This is a genomic window from Streptomyces sp. NBC_00667 (genome assembly GCF_036226825.1).
Taxonomy (GTDB): Bacteria; Actinomycetota; Actinomycetes; order Streptomycetales; family Streptomycetaceae; genus Streptomyces.
Genome location: NZ_CP109022.1, coordinates 1,391,598 through 1,407,866, shown reverse-complemented (window position 1 = coordinate 1,407,866; position 16,269 = coordinate 1,391,598). Strand labels below are relative to the sequence as shown.

14 protein-coding genes are annotated in these 16,269 nt (G+C 70.6%); 11 read left to right on the top strand and 3 right to left on the bottom strand.

Going from position 1 to position 16,269, the window contains the following annotated elements; translation table 11 throughout:
- Positions 1 to 6 precede the first annotated feature (6 nt).
- Positions 7 to 693, bottom strand: coding sequence for a potassium channel family protein (locus OHA81_RS06755; protein WP_329193731.1), 687 nt, complete (start codon positions 691 to 693; stop codon positions 7 to 9).
- 67 nt (positions 694 to 760) lie between these two features.
- Between OHA81_RS06755 and OHA81_RS06750 the strand changes: the two genes are divergently transcribed.
- Entirely contained in the window at positions 761 to 1,321 is a 561-nt protein-coding gene (locus OHA81_RS06750) for an HIT family protein (RefSeq protein WP_329193729.1), read from the top strand.
- A 157-nt stretch (positions 1,322 to 1,478) separates the two neighbouring features.
- Here OHA81_RS06750 and OHA81_RS06745 read toward each other — a convergent pair whose 3' ends face one another.
- The gene (locus OHA81_RS06745; protein ID WP_329193728.1) at positions 1,479 to 3,128 is read right to left on the bottom strand and encodes a hypothetical protein; all 1,650 of its coding nucleotides are present in this window, start codon (positions 3,126 to 3,128) and stop codon (positions 1,479 to 1,481) included.
- A 177-nt stretch (positions 3,129 to 3,305) separates the two neighbouring features.
- Positions 3,306 to 5,501, bottom strand: coding sequence for an elongation factor G-like protein EF-G2 (locus OHA81_RS06740; protein ID WP_329193727.1), 2,196 nt, complete (start codon positions 5,499 to 5,501; stop codon positions 3,306 to 3,308).
- A 242-nt stretch (positions 5,502 to 5,743) separates the two neighbouring features.
- On the opposite strand from OHA81_RS06740, the gene pgsA reads away from it, so the two are divergent.
- The 10 genes from pgsA to OHA81_RS06690 all read left to right on the top strand — a co-directional run bounded on the left by pgsA (position 5,744) and on the right by OHA81_RS06690 (position 16,152).
- Complete coding sequence (gene pgsA, locus OHA81_RS06735) at positions 5,744 to 6,409, top strand: phosphatidylinositol phosphate synthase (protein WP_329193725.1); 666 nt, start codon at positions 5,744 to 5,746, stop codon at positions 6,407 to 6,409.
- Positions 6,409 to 7,311, top strand: a complete 903-nt coding sequence (locus OHA81_RS06730) for a phosphatidylinositol mannoside acyltransferase (protein WP_329193723.1) — start codon at positions 6,409 to 6,411, stop codon at positions 7,309 to 7,311. The genes pgsA and OHA81_RS06730 overlap by 1 nt, the downstream gene beginning before the upstream one ends.
- Positions 7,311 to 8,471, top strand: a complete 1,161-nt coding sequence (locus tag OHA81_RS06725; RefSeq protein WP_329193721.1) for a glycosyltransferase family 4 protein — start codon at positions 7,311 to 7,313, stop codon at positions 8,469 to 8,471. The genes OHA81_RS06730 and OHA81_RS06725 overlap by 1 nt, the downstream gene beginning before the upstream one ends.
- 115 nt (positions 8,472 to 8,586) lie before the next feature.
- Complete coding sequence (locus OHA81_RS06720) at positions 8,587 to 11,085, top strand: hypothetical protein (RefSeq protein WP_329193719.1); 2,499 nt, start codon at positions 8,587 to 8,589, stop codon at positions 11,083 to 11,085.
- Entirely contained in the window at positions 11,082 to 12,071 is a 990-nt protein-coding gene (locus OHA81_RS06715; protein ID WP_329193717.1) for a phosphotransferase family protein, read from the top strand. The genes OHA81_RS06720 and OHA81_RS06715 overlap by 4 nt, the downstream gene beginning before the upstream one ends.
- Before the next feature lie 2 nt (positions 12,072 to 12,073).
- On the top strand, positions 12,074 to 13,075 hold the full coding sequence (locus OHA81_RS06710) for an aminoglycoside phosphotransferase family protein (protein ID WP_329193715.1): 1,002 nt from the start codon (positions 12,074 to 12,076) through the stop codon (positions 13,073 to 13,075).
- Positions 13,076 to 13,136: 61 nt separating this feature from the next.
- A complete protein-coding gene (locus tag OHA81_RS06705; RefSeq protein ID WP_329193713.1) occupies positions 13,137 to 13,676 on the top strand; it encodes a hypothetical protein in 540 nt (179 codons plus the stop codon).
- A 158-nt stretch (positions 13,677 to 13,834) separates the two neighbouring features.
- Positions 13,835 to 14,752, top strand: coding sequence for a pyridoxal 5'-phosphate synthase lyase subunit PdxS (pdxS, locus tag OHA81_RS06700; protein WP_030157377.1), 918 nt, complete (start codon positions 13,835 to 13,837; stop codon positions 14,750 to 14,752).
- Positions 14,752 to 15,342, top strand: coding sequence for a pyridoxal 5'-phosphate synthase glutaminase subunit PdxT (pdxT, locus tag OHA81_RS06695; RefSeq protein ID WP_329193710.1), 591 nt, complete (start codon positions 14,752 to 14,754; stop codon positions 15,340 to 15,342). Before pdxS ends, pdxT begins: the two co-directional genes overlap by 1 nt.
- Positions 15,343 to 15,399: 57 nt before the next feature.
- Positions 15,400 to 16,152, top strand: a complete 753-nt coding sequence (locus tag OHA81_RS06690; protein WP_329193708.1) for a YebC/PmpR family DNA-binding transcriptional regulator — start codon at positions 15,400 to 15,402, stop codon at positions 16,150 to 16,152.
- Positions 16,153 to 16,269: the final 117 nt, after the last annotated feature.

Here is a 16,269-nt window from a genome sequence, read left to right as displayed (position 1 = left end):
CCGCCCTCAAGGAGCCCCCGGGGAACTTCGGTCCCCCGGGGGCTCCTCCTCGTCCTCCCGCCGGAAGACCTGGATCAGCCAGGACGAGAAGCTGCCCGTCACCGCGCCCAGCAGGGCCAGCCCGCAGACCATCAGCCCGACCGCGATCAGCCGGCCCGCCGGGGTCACCGGGGCCACGTCGCCGTAGCCCACCGTCGTCAGCGTTTCGCACACACACCACACCGCGTCCCAGAAGGTGCGGATGGCGGACCGCGGGTCCCGGTGCTCGTGGTAGTAGAGGCCGAGGGCACCGGAGAAGCCGAGCAGGACCGCCGAGAGACCGGCGTACGTGATCACGCGCTGGTGCAGCCCCCGGCGCGGGCGCTCCCGGCGGGCCTGGATGGCGTCGTGGACCTTGACCATGCGCAGCGGCCGCAGGGTGGGCAACAGCACGATCAGCGTGTCCAGCCAGTGCCGGCGGACGAACCGCAGCGGCCGGCGGCCGCTGAGCACCATGCGCACCACGTAGTCGCCGATGAAGCACAGCCAGGTCAGCAGGACCACGATCCCGGCGCCGTCCCGCCACAGGTGATCCGTGGGGGAGGCGAGCACGCGCACCGCGTACCCGGCGATGAACAGCAGCGAGGCGTAGAACAGCGGCAGCTCCGTACGGCGCTCCCAGGTCTCCTCGCGGGTCGTCGGGTCGTGGCGCATCCGCCCAGCATCGCCGGTCCCGGGGCGGTGTCCGCCCCGGCGACACGCCCGGCGGGGGCAAGGTCATATGCTGCATCCCATGACGAGTGAGCCGGAGCAGCAGATCGGTGTGGGTACGCAGGACGCGTTCCAGCGTCTGTGGACGCCCCACCGGATGGCCTACATCCAGGGCGAGAACAAGCCGACCGGCCCGGAGGCCGGGGACGGCTGTCCCTTCTGCGGGATTCCGGAGATGTCCGACGAGGACGGCCTGGTCGTGGCCCGCGGCAAGCACGTGTACGCCGTGCTGAACCTCTACCCGTACAACGGCGGCCACCTGATGGTCGTCCCGTACCGGCACGTCGCCGACTACACCGAGCTGGACGGCCCCGAGACGGCCGAGCTCGCCGAGCTCACCAAGCGGGCCATGAGCGCGCTGCGCAAGGCCTCGGGGGCGCACGGCTTCAACATCGGCATGAACCAGGGTGCGGCGGCGGGAGCCGGTATCGCCGCACACCTGCACCAGCACATCGTGCCCCGCTGGGGCGGGGACACGAACTTCATGCCGGTGGTCGGCCACACCAAGGTGCTGCCGCAACTCCTCGCGGACACCCGCCGGATGCTCGCGGAGGCCTGGCCGAACGACTGACCGGGCCTGCCGGCCGGACGACCGGCCGCGCCGGACGACCGGGCCTGCCGGCCGAACGACCGACCGGGCCGAACGACCGACCGGGCCGAACGACCGGCCCGGTCCGGGCCTACGCGTCGGGCCCGGTCCGGGCCTACGCGTCGGGCCCGGTCCGGGCCTACGCGTCGTAGACGTCCGCCTTGCGCGGGGCGGGCTCCTGGATGAGGCCGCTCATGATGGACGAGCGGTTCGTGAAGCGCTCGGTGTCCACGCCGTTCTCCTCCAGCACCCGGAACGCGGCGGCGTGCACCGCCCGCAGCACCGGCGTCACCGTGCGCAGCGCGTCGTCGGCCATGAACCGGTGGCGCCACATGGAGCCCGCCCAGACGTGGCGTACGCCGAAGGGCTCCGGCAGGATCAGCTTGCCGCCCAGGTAGTCCAGCAGCGGCGGGTACCAGGTCAGCGGGGCGCGCACGGCCAGGCGTACCACCTCGTCGGCGTCCACCAGCGGCAGCCGGCGCTCGACCGTCTCCCAGAACCGGAGGGACTTGGCGACCTCGACGGTCTTGGGCGCGGACTTCGTGGTGAACAGGCCGTGCACGGGACCGAGCGCGTGGGCCGTGACGTCCACCCGGAGGGTCTTGTACAGCACCGTGACGGTCACCATCATCGTGATCACCAGCTGGCCGTCCCAGAGCGGGTACTGGATGCCCAGGTAGTGCCGGTTGCCGGCGCTGAACTGCTGCTCGTTGCAGATCCGGGTGATCTCGTGCGGCTTCACGAGGAAGGTGTCGACGTCCTCGCCGGTGGGGCGGGCCACTTCGGTGGCGCCCTCGCCGATCGGCGTGACGATCCAGTGCTGGATCGAGGCGGCCGGGAAGCCGCCGGTGTGCAGGGGGCCGCGCTCCAGCTTGCGCAGCTCGGCGTCGACCGCGCGTATGACGTCCCAGCTGCGGAACGGGTGGATCTCGGCGCCGTCCGTCTTCGGGACCAGTTCCTCCGCCATCTGCCAGCTGCCCCAGCGGGTGCCCATGCCGAGGATGCCCTTGGGACCGGCGTAGAAGACGGAGTTGCTGCGGTCCTCGGCGGTCAGCTTCGCCAGCTGGCGGCGCAGGTCCTCGCGGGCCTTCTCGTCGGGGTTGCCGGGCACCGCCTCGGGGATCTTCGCGGCGACCCCGCCGCCGCCGAGCAGCCCGTCCCAGCGGGAGCGCATGTCGGCGGCGGTGGCCTCGCAGAGCCGGCGGGCCAGGAACCAGCCCGCGGCCGGGGCGATGACCATGGCGCGCAGGTAGAGGCCGAAGAAGCCGGTGAACGGCAACCGGAACATCAGCACGGCGATGACGATGCCGACGCCGACCAGGAGCGCGGTGCCCGCCCAGGACCCCCGCTTGCCCTTGGCGAGCCACTTGCGGAGCTGGAACAGGCCGAGCCAGAGCATCAGCCCGGGCAGGAACACCACCCCGCACACCAGGGTGATCAGGCGCAGCTTGCGGTCGCGTTCCTTGCGGATGCGGGACGCGGCCAGGCAGTGCTCCACGACGGTCTGCGGGTCGGCGCCGAACGACTGGATCAGGGGTTTGCGGGCGGGGCCCAGGGTGCGGGCCTCCACGGCCCGGCAGAAGGCCTCGCCGAGGTTGGGTTCGAGCAGGGAGATCTTGCCCGGCTTGACCTTCGACTCGTGGTACTCGTTGTTGGCCTTGAGGATCTCGTCGACCTTGCCGTCGCGGTAGGCGGCGGAGGCGAGCGCGTTGGTCGCGGCGGTCTGCCCCCCGCCCCCCTGCAGCGGAATCTGCGCGCCGGGCCTGAAGTCGAATCCGTCGTCCGCCACCGTTGCCCCCATCGACGTGCCGTCATACGTGCTGCTCCGCCTGCGGTTCGCCCGCCGGCGTGGTGTGTCCGCCCCGCCGAAGAGCCTATCGGCGGAGCCCACCCCGTGGTCATGGGACAGGGAAATACCGCCCACCGCAACAAGGTTGAGTAGGCGGCATCCCGTGTGCTATGTGGATTAACTTCCCTTCTCGGCCTGTTCGCGAACCTTGTCCGCCAGCTGCGGGGGCATCGCCTCGTGCCGGGCGTACGTACGGCTGAACCCGCCCGTGCCGTGCGATACGGAACGCAGCTCCACCGCGTACCGGCCGATCTCGATCTCGGGGATCTCGGCGCGCACCCGGGTCCGCCCGGAACCGGCCTGGTCTGTGCCGACGACGCGGCCGCGGCGGCCCGCGAGGTCGCTCATGACGGGGCCCACGTACTCGTCCGGGACCAGGACGTCGAGTTCCGCGACGGGCTCCAGCAGGTGGATCGGGGCCTCGGCGGCGGCTTCGCGCAGGGCGAGGGCGCCCGCGGTCTGGAACGCGGCGTCGGAGGAGTCGACCGAGTGCGCCTTGCCGTCGAGCAGGGTGACGCGGACGTCGACCAGCGGATAGCCGGCCGCCACGCCCCGGGCGGCCTGGGCGCGCACGCCCTTCTCCACGGACGGGATGAACTGCCGCGGCACGGATCCGCCGACGACCTTGTCCACGAACTCGATGCCGCTGCCCGCCGGGAGGGGTTCCACCTCGATCTCGCAGATGGCGAACTGTCCGTGCCCGCCGGACTGCTTGACGTGCCGCCCGCGCCCGGCGGCCTTGGCGCCGAAGGTCTCGCGCAGGCTCACCTTGTGGGGGACGGGGTCGACCTGCACCCCGTAGCGGGTGCGCAGCCGCTCCAGGGCGACGTCCTGGTGGGCTTCCCCCAGGCACCACAGCACGAGCTGGCCGGTGTGCGGGTTCTGTTCCAGCCGCATGGTCGGGTCCTCGGCGACGAGCCGGGCCAGGCCCTGGGAGAGCTTGTCCTCGTCGGCCTTGCTGTGGGCCTCGATGGCGAGGGGCAGGAGGGGTTCGGGCATCGGCCAGGGCTCCATGAGGAGCGGGCCGTCCTTGGCCGAGAGGGTGTCGCCGGTCTCGGCCCGGCCCAGCTTCGCCACGCAGGCGAGGTCACCAGCGACGACGTGCGTGAGGGTGCGCTGCTGTTTGCCGAAGGGGGAGGTCAGGGCGCCGATCCGCTCGTCGACGTCGTGGTCCTCGTGGCCCCTGTCGGACAGGCCGTGCCCGCTGACGTGCACGGTCTCCTCCGGGCGCAGGGTGCCCGAGAAGACGCGGACGAGGGAGACGCGGCCCACGTAGGGGTCGGAGGAGGTCTTGACCACCTCGGCGAGGAGCGGCCCGTCCGGGTCGCAGGTGACCTCGGGGCGGGCGGCGCCGTCGGGGGCGGTGACGGTGAGGGGGGCGCGTTCCAGCGGGGTGGGGAAGCCGCCGGTGACCAGTTCGAGGAGTTCGACGGTGCCCAGGCCCTGGCGGGCCCCTTCGGCGGCGGGCGCGGCCATCAGGACGGGGTGGAAGGTGCCGCGGGCGATGGCCCGCTCCAGGTCGTCGATCAGGGTCTTGAGGTCGATGTCCTCGCCGCCGAGGTAGCGGTCCATGAGGGTCTCGTCCTCGCTCTCCGCGATGATCCCCTCGATCAGGCGGGAGCGGGCCTCGGAGATCAGCGCGAGCTCGGCGGGGTCGGGATCGCGCTCGGTGCGCTCGCCGGAGGTGTAGTCGTAAACCCGCTGGGACAGCAGCCCGAGCAGGCCGGTGACGGGTGCGTGCCCGTCGGGCCCGGCGGGGCCGTGCAGGGGCAGGTAGAGCGGGATGACGGCGTCCGGGTCGTCGCCGCCGAAGATCTCGCCACAGACCGTGGTCATCTGCGTGTAATCCGCCCGGGCTGCCTCCAAATGGGTGACGACGATGGCCCGCGGCATGCCCACCGCCTCGCATTCGTCCCAGACCATGCGGGTGGCCCCGTCGATCCCGTCGGCGGCCGAGACGACGAAGAGGGCCGCGTCCGCGGCGCGTAGACCGGCCCTGAGTTCCCCGACGAAGTCGGCGTATCCGGGGGTATCGAGCAGATTGATCTTGATTCCGCCCCATTCGACGGGGACGAGGGAGAGCTGGATGGAGCGCTGGCGGCGTTGTTCGATCTCGTCGTAGTCGGAGACGGTGCCGCCGTCCTCGACCCTTCCGGCCCTGTTGACGGCCCCTGCGGTCAGGGCCAGGGCTTCGACCAGCGTGGTCTTCCCGGCGCCGCTGTGGCCGACCAGCACGACGTTCCGTACGGATGCGGGGCGGTCGGCCGTCAGTGCCCTGCCGGCGGCCCCGGCTTGGTGTGATGTGGCTCCCATGGTGATCGTGCCTCCCGGTGTCGCGGTGAGGAGGGTGACTGGGGTTCTTCGAGCTTTGCACCGCCGTCACACTGCGTCCATACGTCGTACCGGGTGCTGTCCGGAGCGTGACGCGGGGGTTGCGCGGGGATTGTCCGGCGCGAACCGGTGGGTGCGGGGCGGTGGGGGTCCGGGGCGCTGGCTACGATGGGCCAGCCGGTGGCCGATGGGGCCGTGCGGCCCAGCGACCCTCCGGGAAGGCCATGCTGAACAAGTACGCGCGTGCATTCTTCACGCGTGTTCTCACGCCATTCGCCGCTTTTCTCCTCCGTCGGGGGGTGAGCCCGGACGCGGTCACGCTGATCGGCACGGCCGGAGTGGTGGCGGGAGCGTTGGTCTTCTTCCCCAGGGGCGAGTTCTTCTGGGGCACGATCACCATCACCCTGTTCGTGTTCTCGGACCTGGTGGACGGGAACATGGCCCGCCAGGCCGGGGTCTCCAGCCGCTGGGGCGCGTTCCTCGACTCCACCCTCGACCGGGTGGCGGATGCGGCGATCTTCGGGGGGCTCGCACTCTGGTACGCGGGCTCCGGCCACGACAACGTGCTGTGCGCGGTGGCGATCTTCTGCCTGGCCAGCGGGCAGGTGGTCTCGTACACCAAGGCCCGCGGCGAGGCGATCGGTCTTCCGGTCGCCGTCAACGGGCTCGTCGAGCGCGCCGAGCGGCTTGTGATCTCGCTGGTCGCGGCCGGTCTCTCCGGGCTGCAGACCTTCGGGGCGCCGCCTTGGATCGGCGTGCTGCTGCCGGTCGCGCTGTGGGTGGTGGCGGCGGGCTCGCTCGTCACGCTGATCCAGCGCGTGGTGACCGTGCGGCGCGAGGCGGCGGAAGCCGACGCCGAGGCGCACCTGTCCGAAGGCGGCGCGGCCTGATGGGCAAGGCGCAGGACCGGCTCGTCGACGGGCTCTACGGGCTCGGCTGGGCGGCCGTCAAAAAGCTGCCGGAGCCGACCGCGGTGGCCCTGGGCCGCCGGATAGCCGACACGGCGTGGAAGCGGCGCGGCAAGAGCGTGCTGCGGCTGGAGTCGAACCTGGCCAGGGTCGTTCCCGACGCGGGCCCGGACCGGCTGCGGGAGCTGTCCCGGGCGGGCATGCGCTCGTACATGCGGTACTGGATGGAGTCCTTCCGGCTGCCGGCGATGGACGCGCGGCGGTTCTCGGCCGACGTGGAGATGGCCGACGAGCACATCCTGCGCGAGGCCATCGCCTCCGGGCGGGGGGTCGTCGTGGCCCTGCCGCACCTGGCGAACTGGGACCTGGCCGGGGCCTGGGCGACCAGCCACCTCGGCATCCCGTTCACCACGGTCGCCGAACGGCTCAAGCCGGAGTCCCTGTACGACCGGTTCGTGGCCTACCGCGAGAGCCTGGGCATGGAGGTACTGCCGCACAGCGGCGGGGCCGCCTTCGGCACGCTCGCGCGCCGGCTGCGCTCCGGCGGCCTGGTCTGTCTGGTCGCCGACCGGGACCTGTCCGCCTCCGGGGTCGAGGTGGACTTCTTCGGCGCGACGGCACGGATGCCGGCCGGGCCCGCGCTGCTGGCGCAGCAGACCGGGGCGGCGCTGCTGCCCGTGACGCTGCACTACGGCGAGACCCCGCGGATGTACGGGCGGATCCACCCCGAGGTGCCGGTGCCGGCGGCCGGGACGCGGACCGAGAAGACCGCCGTCATGACGCAGGCGGTCGCCGACGCGTTCGCGGCGGGGATCGCCGCACACCCCGAGGACTGGCACATGTTGCAGCGGCTGTGGCTGGACGACCTGGAGGAGCGCGCCTAGTGAAGATCGGCATCGTGTGCCCGTACTCGTGGGACGTGCCGGGCGGCGTCCAGTTCCACATCCGGGACCTGGCGGAACACCTGATCCGCCTCGGCCACGAGGTGTCGGTCCTCGCCCCCGCGGACGACGAGACCCCGCTGCCGCCGTACGTGGTCTCGGCGGGGCGGGCGGTGCCGGTGCCCTACAACGGGTCCGTCGCCCGGCTGAACTTCGGCTTCCTGTCGGCGGCGCGGGTACGGCGCTGGCTCCACGACGGGGTCTTCGACGTGATCCACATCCACGAACCGGCCTCCCCGTCGCTGGGCCTGCTGTCCTGCTGGGCGGCGCAGGGCCCGATCGTGGCCACCTTCCACACCTCCAACCCGCGCTCGCGGGCGATGATCGCGGCCTACCCAATCCTCCAGCCGGCCCTGGAGAAGATCAGCGCCCGGATCGCGGTGAGCGAGTACGCGCGGCGCACGCTGGTGGAGCACCTGGGCGGGGACGCGGTGGTCATCCCGAACGGGGTGGACGTGGACTTCTTCGCCTCCGCCTCGCCCAAGGCGGAGTGGGGCGGCAAGACCCTCGGCTTCATCGGCCGGATCGACGAGCCGCGCAAGGGCCTGCCCGTGCTGATGGCGGCGTTCCCGCGGATCGTCGAGGAGTGCCCCGACGTACGCCTCCTGGTGGCCGGCCGCGGCGACGAGGAGGAGGCTGTGGCCTCCCTCCCGGCCGGCCTGCGCTCGCGGGTCGAGTTCCTGGGCATGGTCTCCGACGAGGACAAGGCCCGGCTGCTGCGCAGCGTCGACGTGTACGTCGCCCCGAACACGGGCGGGGAGAGCTTCGGGATCATCCTGGTCGAGGCACTGTCGGCGGGGGCGGCCGTCCTGGCCTCGGACCTGGACGCGTTCGCCCAGGTCCTGGACCAGGGCCGGGCGGGCGACCTCTTCGCGAACGAGGACTCCGACGCCCTGGCCGCGGCCGCGGTCCGCCTCCTCCACGACCCGGCCCGCCGCGCGGAACTCAGCGCCCGCGGCTCCGCGCACGTACGCCGCTTCGACTGGTCGACGGTCGGCGCGGACATCCTGGCCGTCTACGAAACGGTCACGGACGGCGCCGCCGCCGTGGCCACGGACGAACGCATCCCCCTCCGCACCCGCCTGGGCCTCTCCCGGGACTGACGGGGCGAACGGACGTACGGGACAACCTCGTTCGGGTGTATCTCAACCGGGGTGAGCCGTGTTGTGGTGTGGGTAGTCTCGCCTTCGTGCCGCAGGGGTGCGAGGGGGAGTCTTCATGTCCATCAGGCCGCGTTACCGACGGGTTTCCGCATTACAGAGGCAATTCTTCAATCGCGAGGGGTTGCTCGCGGTGTACGACGAGGAGCTACAGGCGATCTCGGAACGCCCCAGGGTCCTCAACATCGTGGGTGTCGGAGGCATCGGGAAGTCCCGTCTGTTGCAGGAGTTACGGCTCCGCACGCCCGAACGCCACCGCACGGCCCGGCTGGACCTCCAACTGCCGACCTTGCGGCAGCAGGAGGACGCCCTGGCCGTGCTCCGCACCGAATACGGTGCCCAGGGAGTGAAGTTCGACCGGTTCGACATCGCCTACGCGGTCCTGTGGCAGCGGGTGCACCCGCAACTGCAGATGGACCGGAAGAACACCCCCTTCGCCGAGGAGAGCGAGGTGCTCTCGAAGATCCTGGACGATGCCATGGGGTTGCCGGTCTTCGGCACCGCGGCGGGCCTGGTGAGGCTCACCGGCCGGGCGGTCGCCAATCGCCAGCGCAGGCAGCGCATCGAAGCGGACCCCACGCTGCGGGAACTCGACGGCCTCTCCAATGCGGAACTGGGTCACGCCGTGACCTACCTGTTCGCCGAGGATCTGCGGCAGTCGGCTCGGGAGCAGCCGTTCGTGCTGTACGTCGACGCTTACGAAGCGATGGTGCCCGCACCGCTCCCGGGCGGCCGCAGCTTCGCCTCGGACGCCTGGCTTCGCGATCTGCTGGGGCAGTTGCACGGTGGTCTCACCGTGCTGGCGAGCCGCGAGCCGCTCGCATGGGCGGCGTACGACAAGGACTGGGACGCGGTGATCCGCCGGGTGCGGGTGGAAGGCCTGCCGATGGACGCCCGGCTCGACTTGTTGCGTCAGGCGGGGATCACGGAGCTCCCGAGGCAACGGTCGATCGCCGAGGCCAGCGCCGGTGTCCCGTTCTACCTCCACCTGGCAGTGGACACACATGTCCAGCATCCCGGGCGTACGGAGGACGCCGGAACGTCTGAGGAGATCGTCCAGCGCTTCCTGCAGCACGTGGCCCCTGACGAGGTCAGGATTCTCGAACTGCTCAGCGTCGCCAGAACCTTCGACCTCGACGTGTTCCGCACCGTCGGGCGACACTTCGACCTGCCCGCCAACTTGCTGACCTGGGAATCCCTCACGGCGTACTCCTTCGCGTACCCGTTGCCCGAAGGCTGGTACCGGCTGCATCAGCTGATGGTCTCCGCGCTGCAAGGGCACCTGTCGCCCGCGGTGAAACGCGAGGTGCACGCGGTGCTGGCTACACATTGGGAAGGGCTCGCGGACCGTATCGAGCGGGGAGCGGAAAGGACGGGCGTGGCCCGGTCGTCCCCCCTCAGGGAGGCGGTGTACCACGGGCTGCGCGCCGGCAACCTGTCGCCGGACGAGATTCTCAGGCACGCCGACCGCGCCCTCGGGATGAGCAGCCGACAGGCCGTGGACGGAATGGTCAAGGACCTGAGGGACCACCTGGCATCCGCGGACCCTCAGCAGGACCGGTCGTCCGTGGCAGTCGTCCGTGACGTCGCCGACTGTCTGGAAGCGGAATCCCGGTTGGAGCTGGGGGACACCGGCGCGGCGATCGCGCTGACACCTGTGCGCGAGACGCCCGCACGGTCGATGGTCGCGGCCAGGCTGGCGCTCGCCGGGGCCAATGCCCGGCGGATCGCCGGCGAGAGCGGACTGGCCTCCACGATCTTCGAACGGGTCTGGCAGGACCACGCGGGCGAGGCTCGGACCTCGGCCGGCTTCTGCGTCGCGGACATCCGCATGTGGCAGGGCGACTTCCAAGGGGCCTTCGCCCTCGCCGAGGAAGTCCACGCCATCTGTTCTCCCCGGGAGCGGGCCGTCCGAGGTGACCTCAAGAGACTGATGCACCTGGGCCATCGGTTCTTGATGGACTTCGCGAGCGCCGAGGACCTGCTGGAGCAGGCGGAAGAGGACTATCGCGCGGTCGACTCGGTGATCGGTATGGCCAACGTCCGGACGAACCGGGCGGAGCTCCTCGCCTTCACCGATCCTGAGGCCGCCGTCGCCGAAGCGGGTGCCGCTCTCGACGTGCAGCGGGAGCTCGGCGCGCAGCATGAGATCGGCAAGGTTTACACCGCCATGGCCCTTGCGCAGATCCGGCTGGGACAACTGGAACGCGCCGAGTTGTCTTTCCGCAACGCCAATGCGGCCCTCGACCGGGCGGGCTACCGCTCTGGCCGGGCGCGCGCCGACATGTTCCGCTCCTTCCTGCTCCTGCGCCGAGGGGAGCGGGATGCGGCGGGAGCGCTGCTGCGTCACGCGACTCGTGAGTTCGAGGTGTGCCAGGTCTATCCCTCACTGATCCTCGCCATCCACCGGGCGACCGAGTTGATCGGTTTAGAGGACGCGTACATCACGGCGGCGGCCGACCGGGCGCGCCCCGCTATCCGACCCCTGGGGGCGGCGCGAGAGCTGGAAGAACGCACGGAGTACGTCCTGTCGATGTTCGTCGAGGTGGACTCATGACCTGGTTGGGCCTTTTCGGGCAGGCACAGAAGGCGGAGGGGGCCGCAGCCGGCTACTACAACCGCAACGTAGGGGTTCGGACTGCCGACGGGAAGGTCAACGTGCGTATTCCGCTGGCGGCCGCCGACACCATGGATCTGCGGCTGTGGCGTGAGGAAGACGTTCTGACCTGCATCGAACCGTACGTCGTGCGGGTGCCGGAGCTGCGCCACGTTTCCGAGGAGCCCCGCTTCCAGGTGCACCACTTCATCGAGGGGCGCGTCCTCGACGTCTTCTCGCCACGGGGTGCAGCGGTTCCCCCGCACGTGATCGGTGATGTGGTCGTGCTGTTGGACCAGCTCCGCCGTATCCCGGCGGAGAAGACACCACCACTGCCGGAGCACTGGCCCGCCTCCGGTGACAGCAGCGGATTCGCACGCCTGTTGACCCGGCTCACCCGTCAGGTCCACACGACGTACCGCGACGAGTACCGGGAGGTTTTCGCCGGGCTCGGCATCCCGGATGATCCCCTGGAAGTCGTGGAGACCCGCTGGGACTCCCTCACGCCGCGGCCGTTCTCGGTGCTCCACGCCGACCTCCACCGGAAGAACATGATCGTGGCGGACGGAGCCACCTGGTTCCTCGACTGGGAGCTCGCCCTGTGGGGTGACCCGTTGTACGAAATTGCCATCCACCTCCACAAGATGGACTATCCGGACGAGCAGCGGACCGAGGTCCTGAGGTTGTGGCGAGAGACCCTTCCGGAGCGGTCCACCGTCGGTCCGTCCGATGACCTCGACCTGTACGCGGCACACGAGCGGATCAAGTCGGCGATCGTGGACACCGTCCGCTACTCGAAGCAACTGGCGGGCTCCACCCAGAAGGAGAGGGACTTCCTCATCGAGCGTCTGACGAAGAAGACCAATGCCGCACGCCAGGTGTGGGCCTTGCTGCCCGACCTGACACCCCGGCGGGTCGGCTCCCTCCTCGCTCCCTGGAAGAAGTGACCATGGACCCGATCGCCCTGTACAAGGAAGCCTGCGAGCGGGGTGCGGCCCTGTCGGGGCACTACCACCGCAACGTCAGGGTGGAGGCGGACAGCGGACCGGTCGTCGTACGCATCCGCACGGGCAAGTCCGAGCCCATGGACCTGACCTTGTGGCCGGAGGCGGAGGTGCTGGCGGCGATCGCCCCCTGGGTGCCGTCGGCTCCGCGACTGCTGTACGAGGGCGCCGATCCCGCGTTCCAGATCCACCGGTTCGTCGCCGGGCGCCGCGTCGACGAGCTGGTGCCCGAGGGCAAGCCGTTGCCCGAGACCGTGGCGAGGGGCATCGTGGGCCTTTTCGGCGAGCTGTCCCGGGTGCCTCGGTCCGCGCTGCCCACCACCCCGCCGGACTGGCCGGCGGACGGCGATGCGCGTGGTTTCGCCGAGCGTCTGCTGGAGCTGGTAGGGGTGATCCGCGGGCGGGCGGACGATCGAGTCGAAGGGCTCTACCGGGCCCTCGGGGTCCCGGCGGACCCCTGTCGGACGCTGCGCGACAGGGTGCGCGATCTGAGGGGACGCCGCTTCGGGCTCCTGCACGCGGACATCCACCGACAGAACATGATCGTCACCGAGGACGGCGGAATCGCACTCCTGGACTGGGAGCTCGCTCTGTGGGGTGACCCCGTGTACGAACTGGCCGATCACCTGCACAAGATGGCTTACGGACCGGCCGAGCGGCGCGCGGTGGCACAGGGGTGGGAGCGGCAGGTTCCCGACGGGTACCGCCAGGGCTGGAGGGCCGATCTCGAGTACTACCTTGCCTACGAGGCGGTGAAGTCCGCTGTGGTGGACACCGTGCGCTGGGGGCGGCGGATCGCCGGGGAGCAGGATGCCGCGGTCAGGCTGGAGCTCTCGCGGCAGCTCGCGGACAAGCTGGCCGCAGCGGCCCCGCACTGGGGCGAGCACGCGTCTGCAGTGCTTCACCCCGGCGAGATCGAGGCGGCAGTGTGCCGTCAAGCGGCCTGAGAAGAGCCTCGAGCCGGAGGCCGGGCATGCGTAGTGTGGCCGGGCGGTAGGCTCGCGGTCCGTGATCGAAACCCTTGTCTGGATCGTCCTCGCGCTCGGTGTCGTCGGCGTGTACCTGAGCTGGACCGCCGGGCGGCTCGACCGGCTGCATTCGCGGATGGACGCCGCGCGGGCCGCGCTCGACGCGCAGTTGGTCCGGCGGGCCTCCGTGGTGCTGGAGGTGGCCACCTCCGGGGTGCTCGACCCCGCGTCCTCGCTGGTGCTGTACGAAGCGGCGCACGCGGCGCGGCAGGCCGAGGAGGAGCAGCGCGAGGTGGCCGAGAGCGAGCTGAGCCAGGCGCTGCGCGCGGTGTTCGCCGACGCGGACCAGGTCGATGCGGTGAAGGCGGCGCCCGGTGGGGTGGCGGCCGCGGAGGAGCTCGCGGCGGCCGTGCGCCGGGTGCCGATGGCCCGGCGCTTCCACAACGACGCCGTGCGGGCCGCCCGGGCCCTGCGCAGGCACCGCAAGGTGCGCTGGTTCCGCCTGGCGGGCCACGCCCCCTTCCCGCTCGCCTTCGAGATGGACGACGAGCCGCCCGCGGACCTCGCCGACCGCCCCTGAGGGCTGCCGGGGACCCGTCGGCGTGCGTACTTGTACCGGATGGCCAAATCGGAAGGAGCCACCGGCTCCTCATTGGCCCTTGCAGTGGACTGGACGCGGGGGGTTTCCTCAGTGCTGTAGTACCGCAGCACCCTTCTTCCTTCGAGTGAGGTCAATCCGTGAGCACGCTTCCCTCCACCCCGCAGTCCGCTGAGTCGGCTATCGGCACCTCCCGCGTCAAGCGCGGCATGGCCGAGCAGCTCAAGGGCGGCGTGATCATGGACGTGGTCAACGCCGAGCAGGCGAAGATCGCCGAAGACGCCGGCGCCGTCGCCGTCATGGCCCTGGAGCGGGTCCCGGCCGACATCCGCAAGGACGGCGGGGTCGCCCGCATGTCCGACCCGAACATGATCGAAGAGATCATCGAGGCCGTCTCGATCCCCGTCATGGCCAAGTCCCGCATCGGCCACTTCGTCGAGGCCCAGGTCCTGCAGTCCCTCGGCGTCGACTACATCGACGAGTCCGAGGTCCTCACCCCGGCCGACGAGGTCAACCACTCCGACAAGTGGGCGTTCACCACCCCCTTCGTCTGCGGTGCCACCAACCTCGGCGAGGCCCTGCGCCGCATCGCCGAGGGCGCGGCCATGATCCGCTCCAAGGGCGAGGCCGGTACCGGCAACGTCGTCGAGGCCGTCCGCCACCTGCGCCAGATCAAGAACGAGATCGCCAAGCTGCGCGGCTTCGACAACAACGAGCTGTACGCCGCCGCCAAGGAGCTGCGCGCCCCGTACGAGCTGGTCAAGGAAGTCGCCGAGCTCGGCAAGCTCCCCGTCGTGCTGTTCTCCGCCGGTGGCGTGGCCACCCCGGCCGACGCCGCCCTGATGCGTCAGCTCGGCGCCGAGGGCGTCTTCGTCGGTTCCGGCATCTTCAAGTCCGGCGACCCGGCCAAGCGCGCCGCCGCCATCGTGAAGGCCACCACCTTCTACGACGACCCGAAGATCATCGCGGACGCCTCCCGCAACCTGGGCGAGGCCATGGTCGGCATCAACTGCGACACCCTGCCCGAGGCCGAGCGTTACGCCAACCGGGGCTGGTAATGACGACTCCCACCATCGGTGTCCTGGCTCTGCAGGGCGACGTACGGGAGCACCTGATCGCCCTGGCCGCGGCGGACGCCGTGGCCAGGCCGGTCCGGCGTCCCGAGGAGCTGACCGAGGTCGACGCCCTGGTCATCCCCGGCGGCGAGTCCACGACCATGTCGAAGCTGGCCGTGCTGTTCGGCATGCTGGAGCCGCTGCGCGAGCGCGTGCGGGCCGGGATGCCGGTCTACGGCACCTGTGCGGGCATGATCATGCTCGCGGACAAGCTGCTGGACGGCCGTGAGGACCAGGAGACGCTCGGCGGCATCGACATGATCGTGCGCCGCAACGCCTTCGGGCGGCAGAACGAGTCCTTCGAGGCGAAGATCGACTTCGCGGGCATCGGGGGCGGCCCCGTCGAGGGCGTCTTCATCCGTGCCCCGTGGGTCGAGTCGGTCGGCGCGGCCGCCGAGGTGCTCGCCACGTACGACGGCCACACCGTCGCCGTGCGGCAGGGCAACGTGCTGGCCACCTCGTTCCACCCGGAACTCACCGGCGATGACCGCGTTCACGCGTACTTCGTCGACATGGTGCGCGCGGGGCTGTAATCAGGTCCCGGTAGGATCGGTGACGAACACTGTTGGTGACGCGAAGGAGACAGGCGGATGTCCGGCCACTCTAAATGGGCTACGACGAAGCACAAGAAGGCCGTGATCGATGCCAAGCGCGGCAAGCTCTTCGCGAAGCTGATCAAGAACATCGAGGTCGCGGCCCGGATGGGCGGCGCCGACATCGACGGCAACCCGACGCTCTTCGACGCCATTCAGAAGGCCAAGAAGAGCTCGGTCCCGAACAAGAACATCGACTCCGCGGTCAAGCGCGGCGGCGGCCTCGAGGCCGGCGGCGCCGACTACGAGACGATCATGTACGAGGGCTACGGCCCGAACGGTGTCGCGGTGCTCATCGAGTGCCTCACCGACAACCGCAACCGTGCCGCCTCCGACGTCCGCGTCGCCATGACCCGCAACGGCGGTTCGATGGCCGACCCGGGCTCGGTCTCGTACCTGTTCAACCGCAAGGGCGTCGTCCTGCTGCCCAAGGGCGAGCTCACCGAGGACGACGTCCTGGAGACGGTGCTCGAAGCCGGGGCCGAAGAGGTCAACGACAACGGCGACACCTTCGAGATCATCAGCGAGCCCACCGACATGGTCGCGGTCCGGACCGCGCTCCAGGAGGCGGGCATCGACTACGACTCGGCCGACTCCAGCTTCGTCCCGACCATGCAGGTCGAGCTCGACGAGGAGGGCGCGCGCAAGATCTTCAAGCTGATCGACGCGCTGGAGGACAGCGACGACGTGCAGAACGTCTTCGCCAACTTCGACGTCTCGGACGAGGTCATGGAGAAGGTCGACGCGTAGGACTTCGCTTCCGCCCAGCGTGTGGTGACGGGCCGACGGGGACACACCCCGTCGGCCCGTCGTCATGTCAGTGCGGCCCGATAGCCTGCACACGGACAGGCGAGCGAAAGAGGGGGG

Excerpts from the sequence above, each read along its gene's own strand:
- OHA81_RS06690 (WP_329193708.1), top strand. The coding sequence starts at position 15,400 with ATGTCCGGCCACTCTAAATGGGCTACGACGAAGCACAAGAAGGCCGTG.
- OHA81_RS06740 (WP_329193727.1), bottom strand. The coding sequence starts at position 5,501 with ATGGGAGCCACATCACACCAAGCCGGGGCCGCCGGCAGGGCACTGACG.
- OHA81_RS06750 (WP_329193729.1), top strand. The coding sequence starts at position 761 with ATGCTGCATCCCATGACGAGTGAGCCGGAGCAGCAGATCGGTGTGGGT.
- OHA81_RS06710 (WP_329193715.1), top strand. The coding sequence starts at position 12,074 with ATGGACCCGATCGCCCTGTACAAGGAAGCCTGCGAGCGGGGTGCGGCC.
- OHA81_RS06755 (WP_329193731.1), bottom strand. The coding sequence starts at position 693 with ATGCGCCACGACCCGACGACCCGCGAGGAGACCTGGGAGCGCCGTACG.
- pgsA (WP_329193725.1), top strand. The coding sequence starts at position 5,744 with ATGCTGAACAAGTACGCGCGTGCATTCTTCACGCGTGTTCTCACGCCA.
- pdxT (WP_329193710.1), top strand. The coding sequence starts at position 14,752 with ATGACGACTCCCACCATCGGTGTCCTGGCTCTGCAGGGCGACGTACGG.
- OHA81_RS06720 (WP_329193719.1), top strand. The coding sequence starts at position 8,587 with ATGTCCATCAGGCCGCGTTACCGACGGGTTTCCGCATTACAGAGGCAA.
- OHA81_RS06715 (WP_329193717.1), top strand. The coding sequence starts at position 11,082 with ATGACCTGGTTGGGCCTTTTCGGGCAGGCACAGAAGGCGGAGGGGGCC.
- OHA81_RS06730 (WP_329193723.1), top strand. The coding sequence starts at position 6,409 with ATGGGCAAGGCGCAGGACCGGCTCGTCGACGGGCTCTACGGGCTCGGC.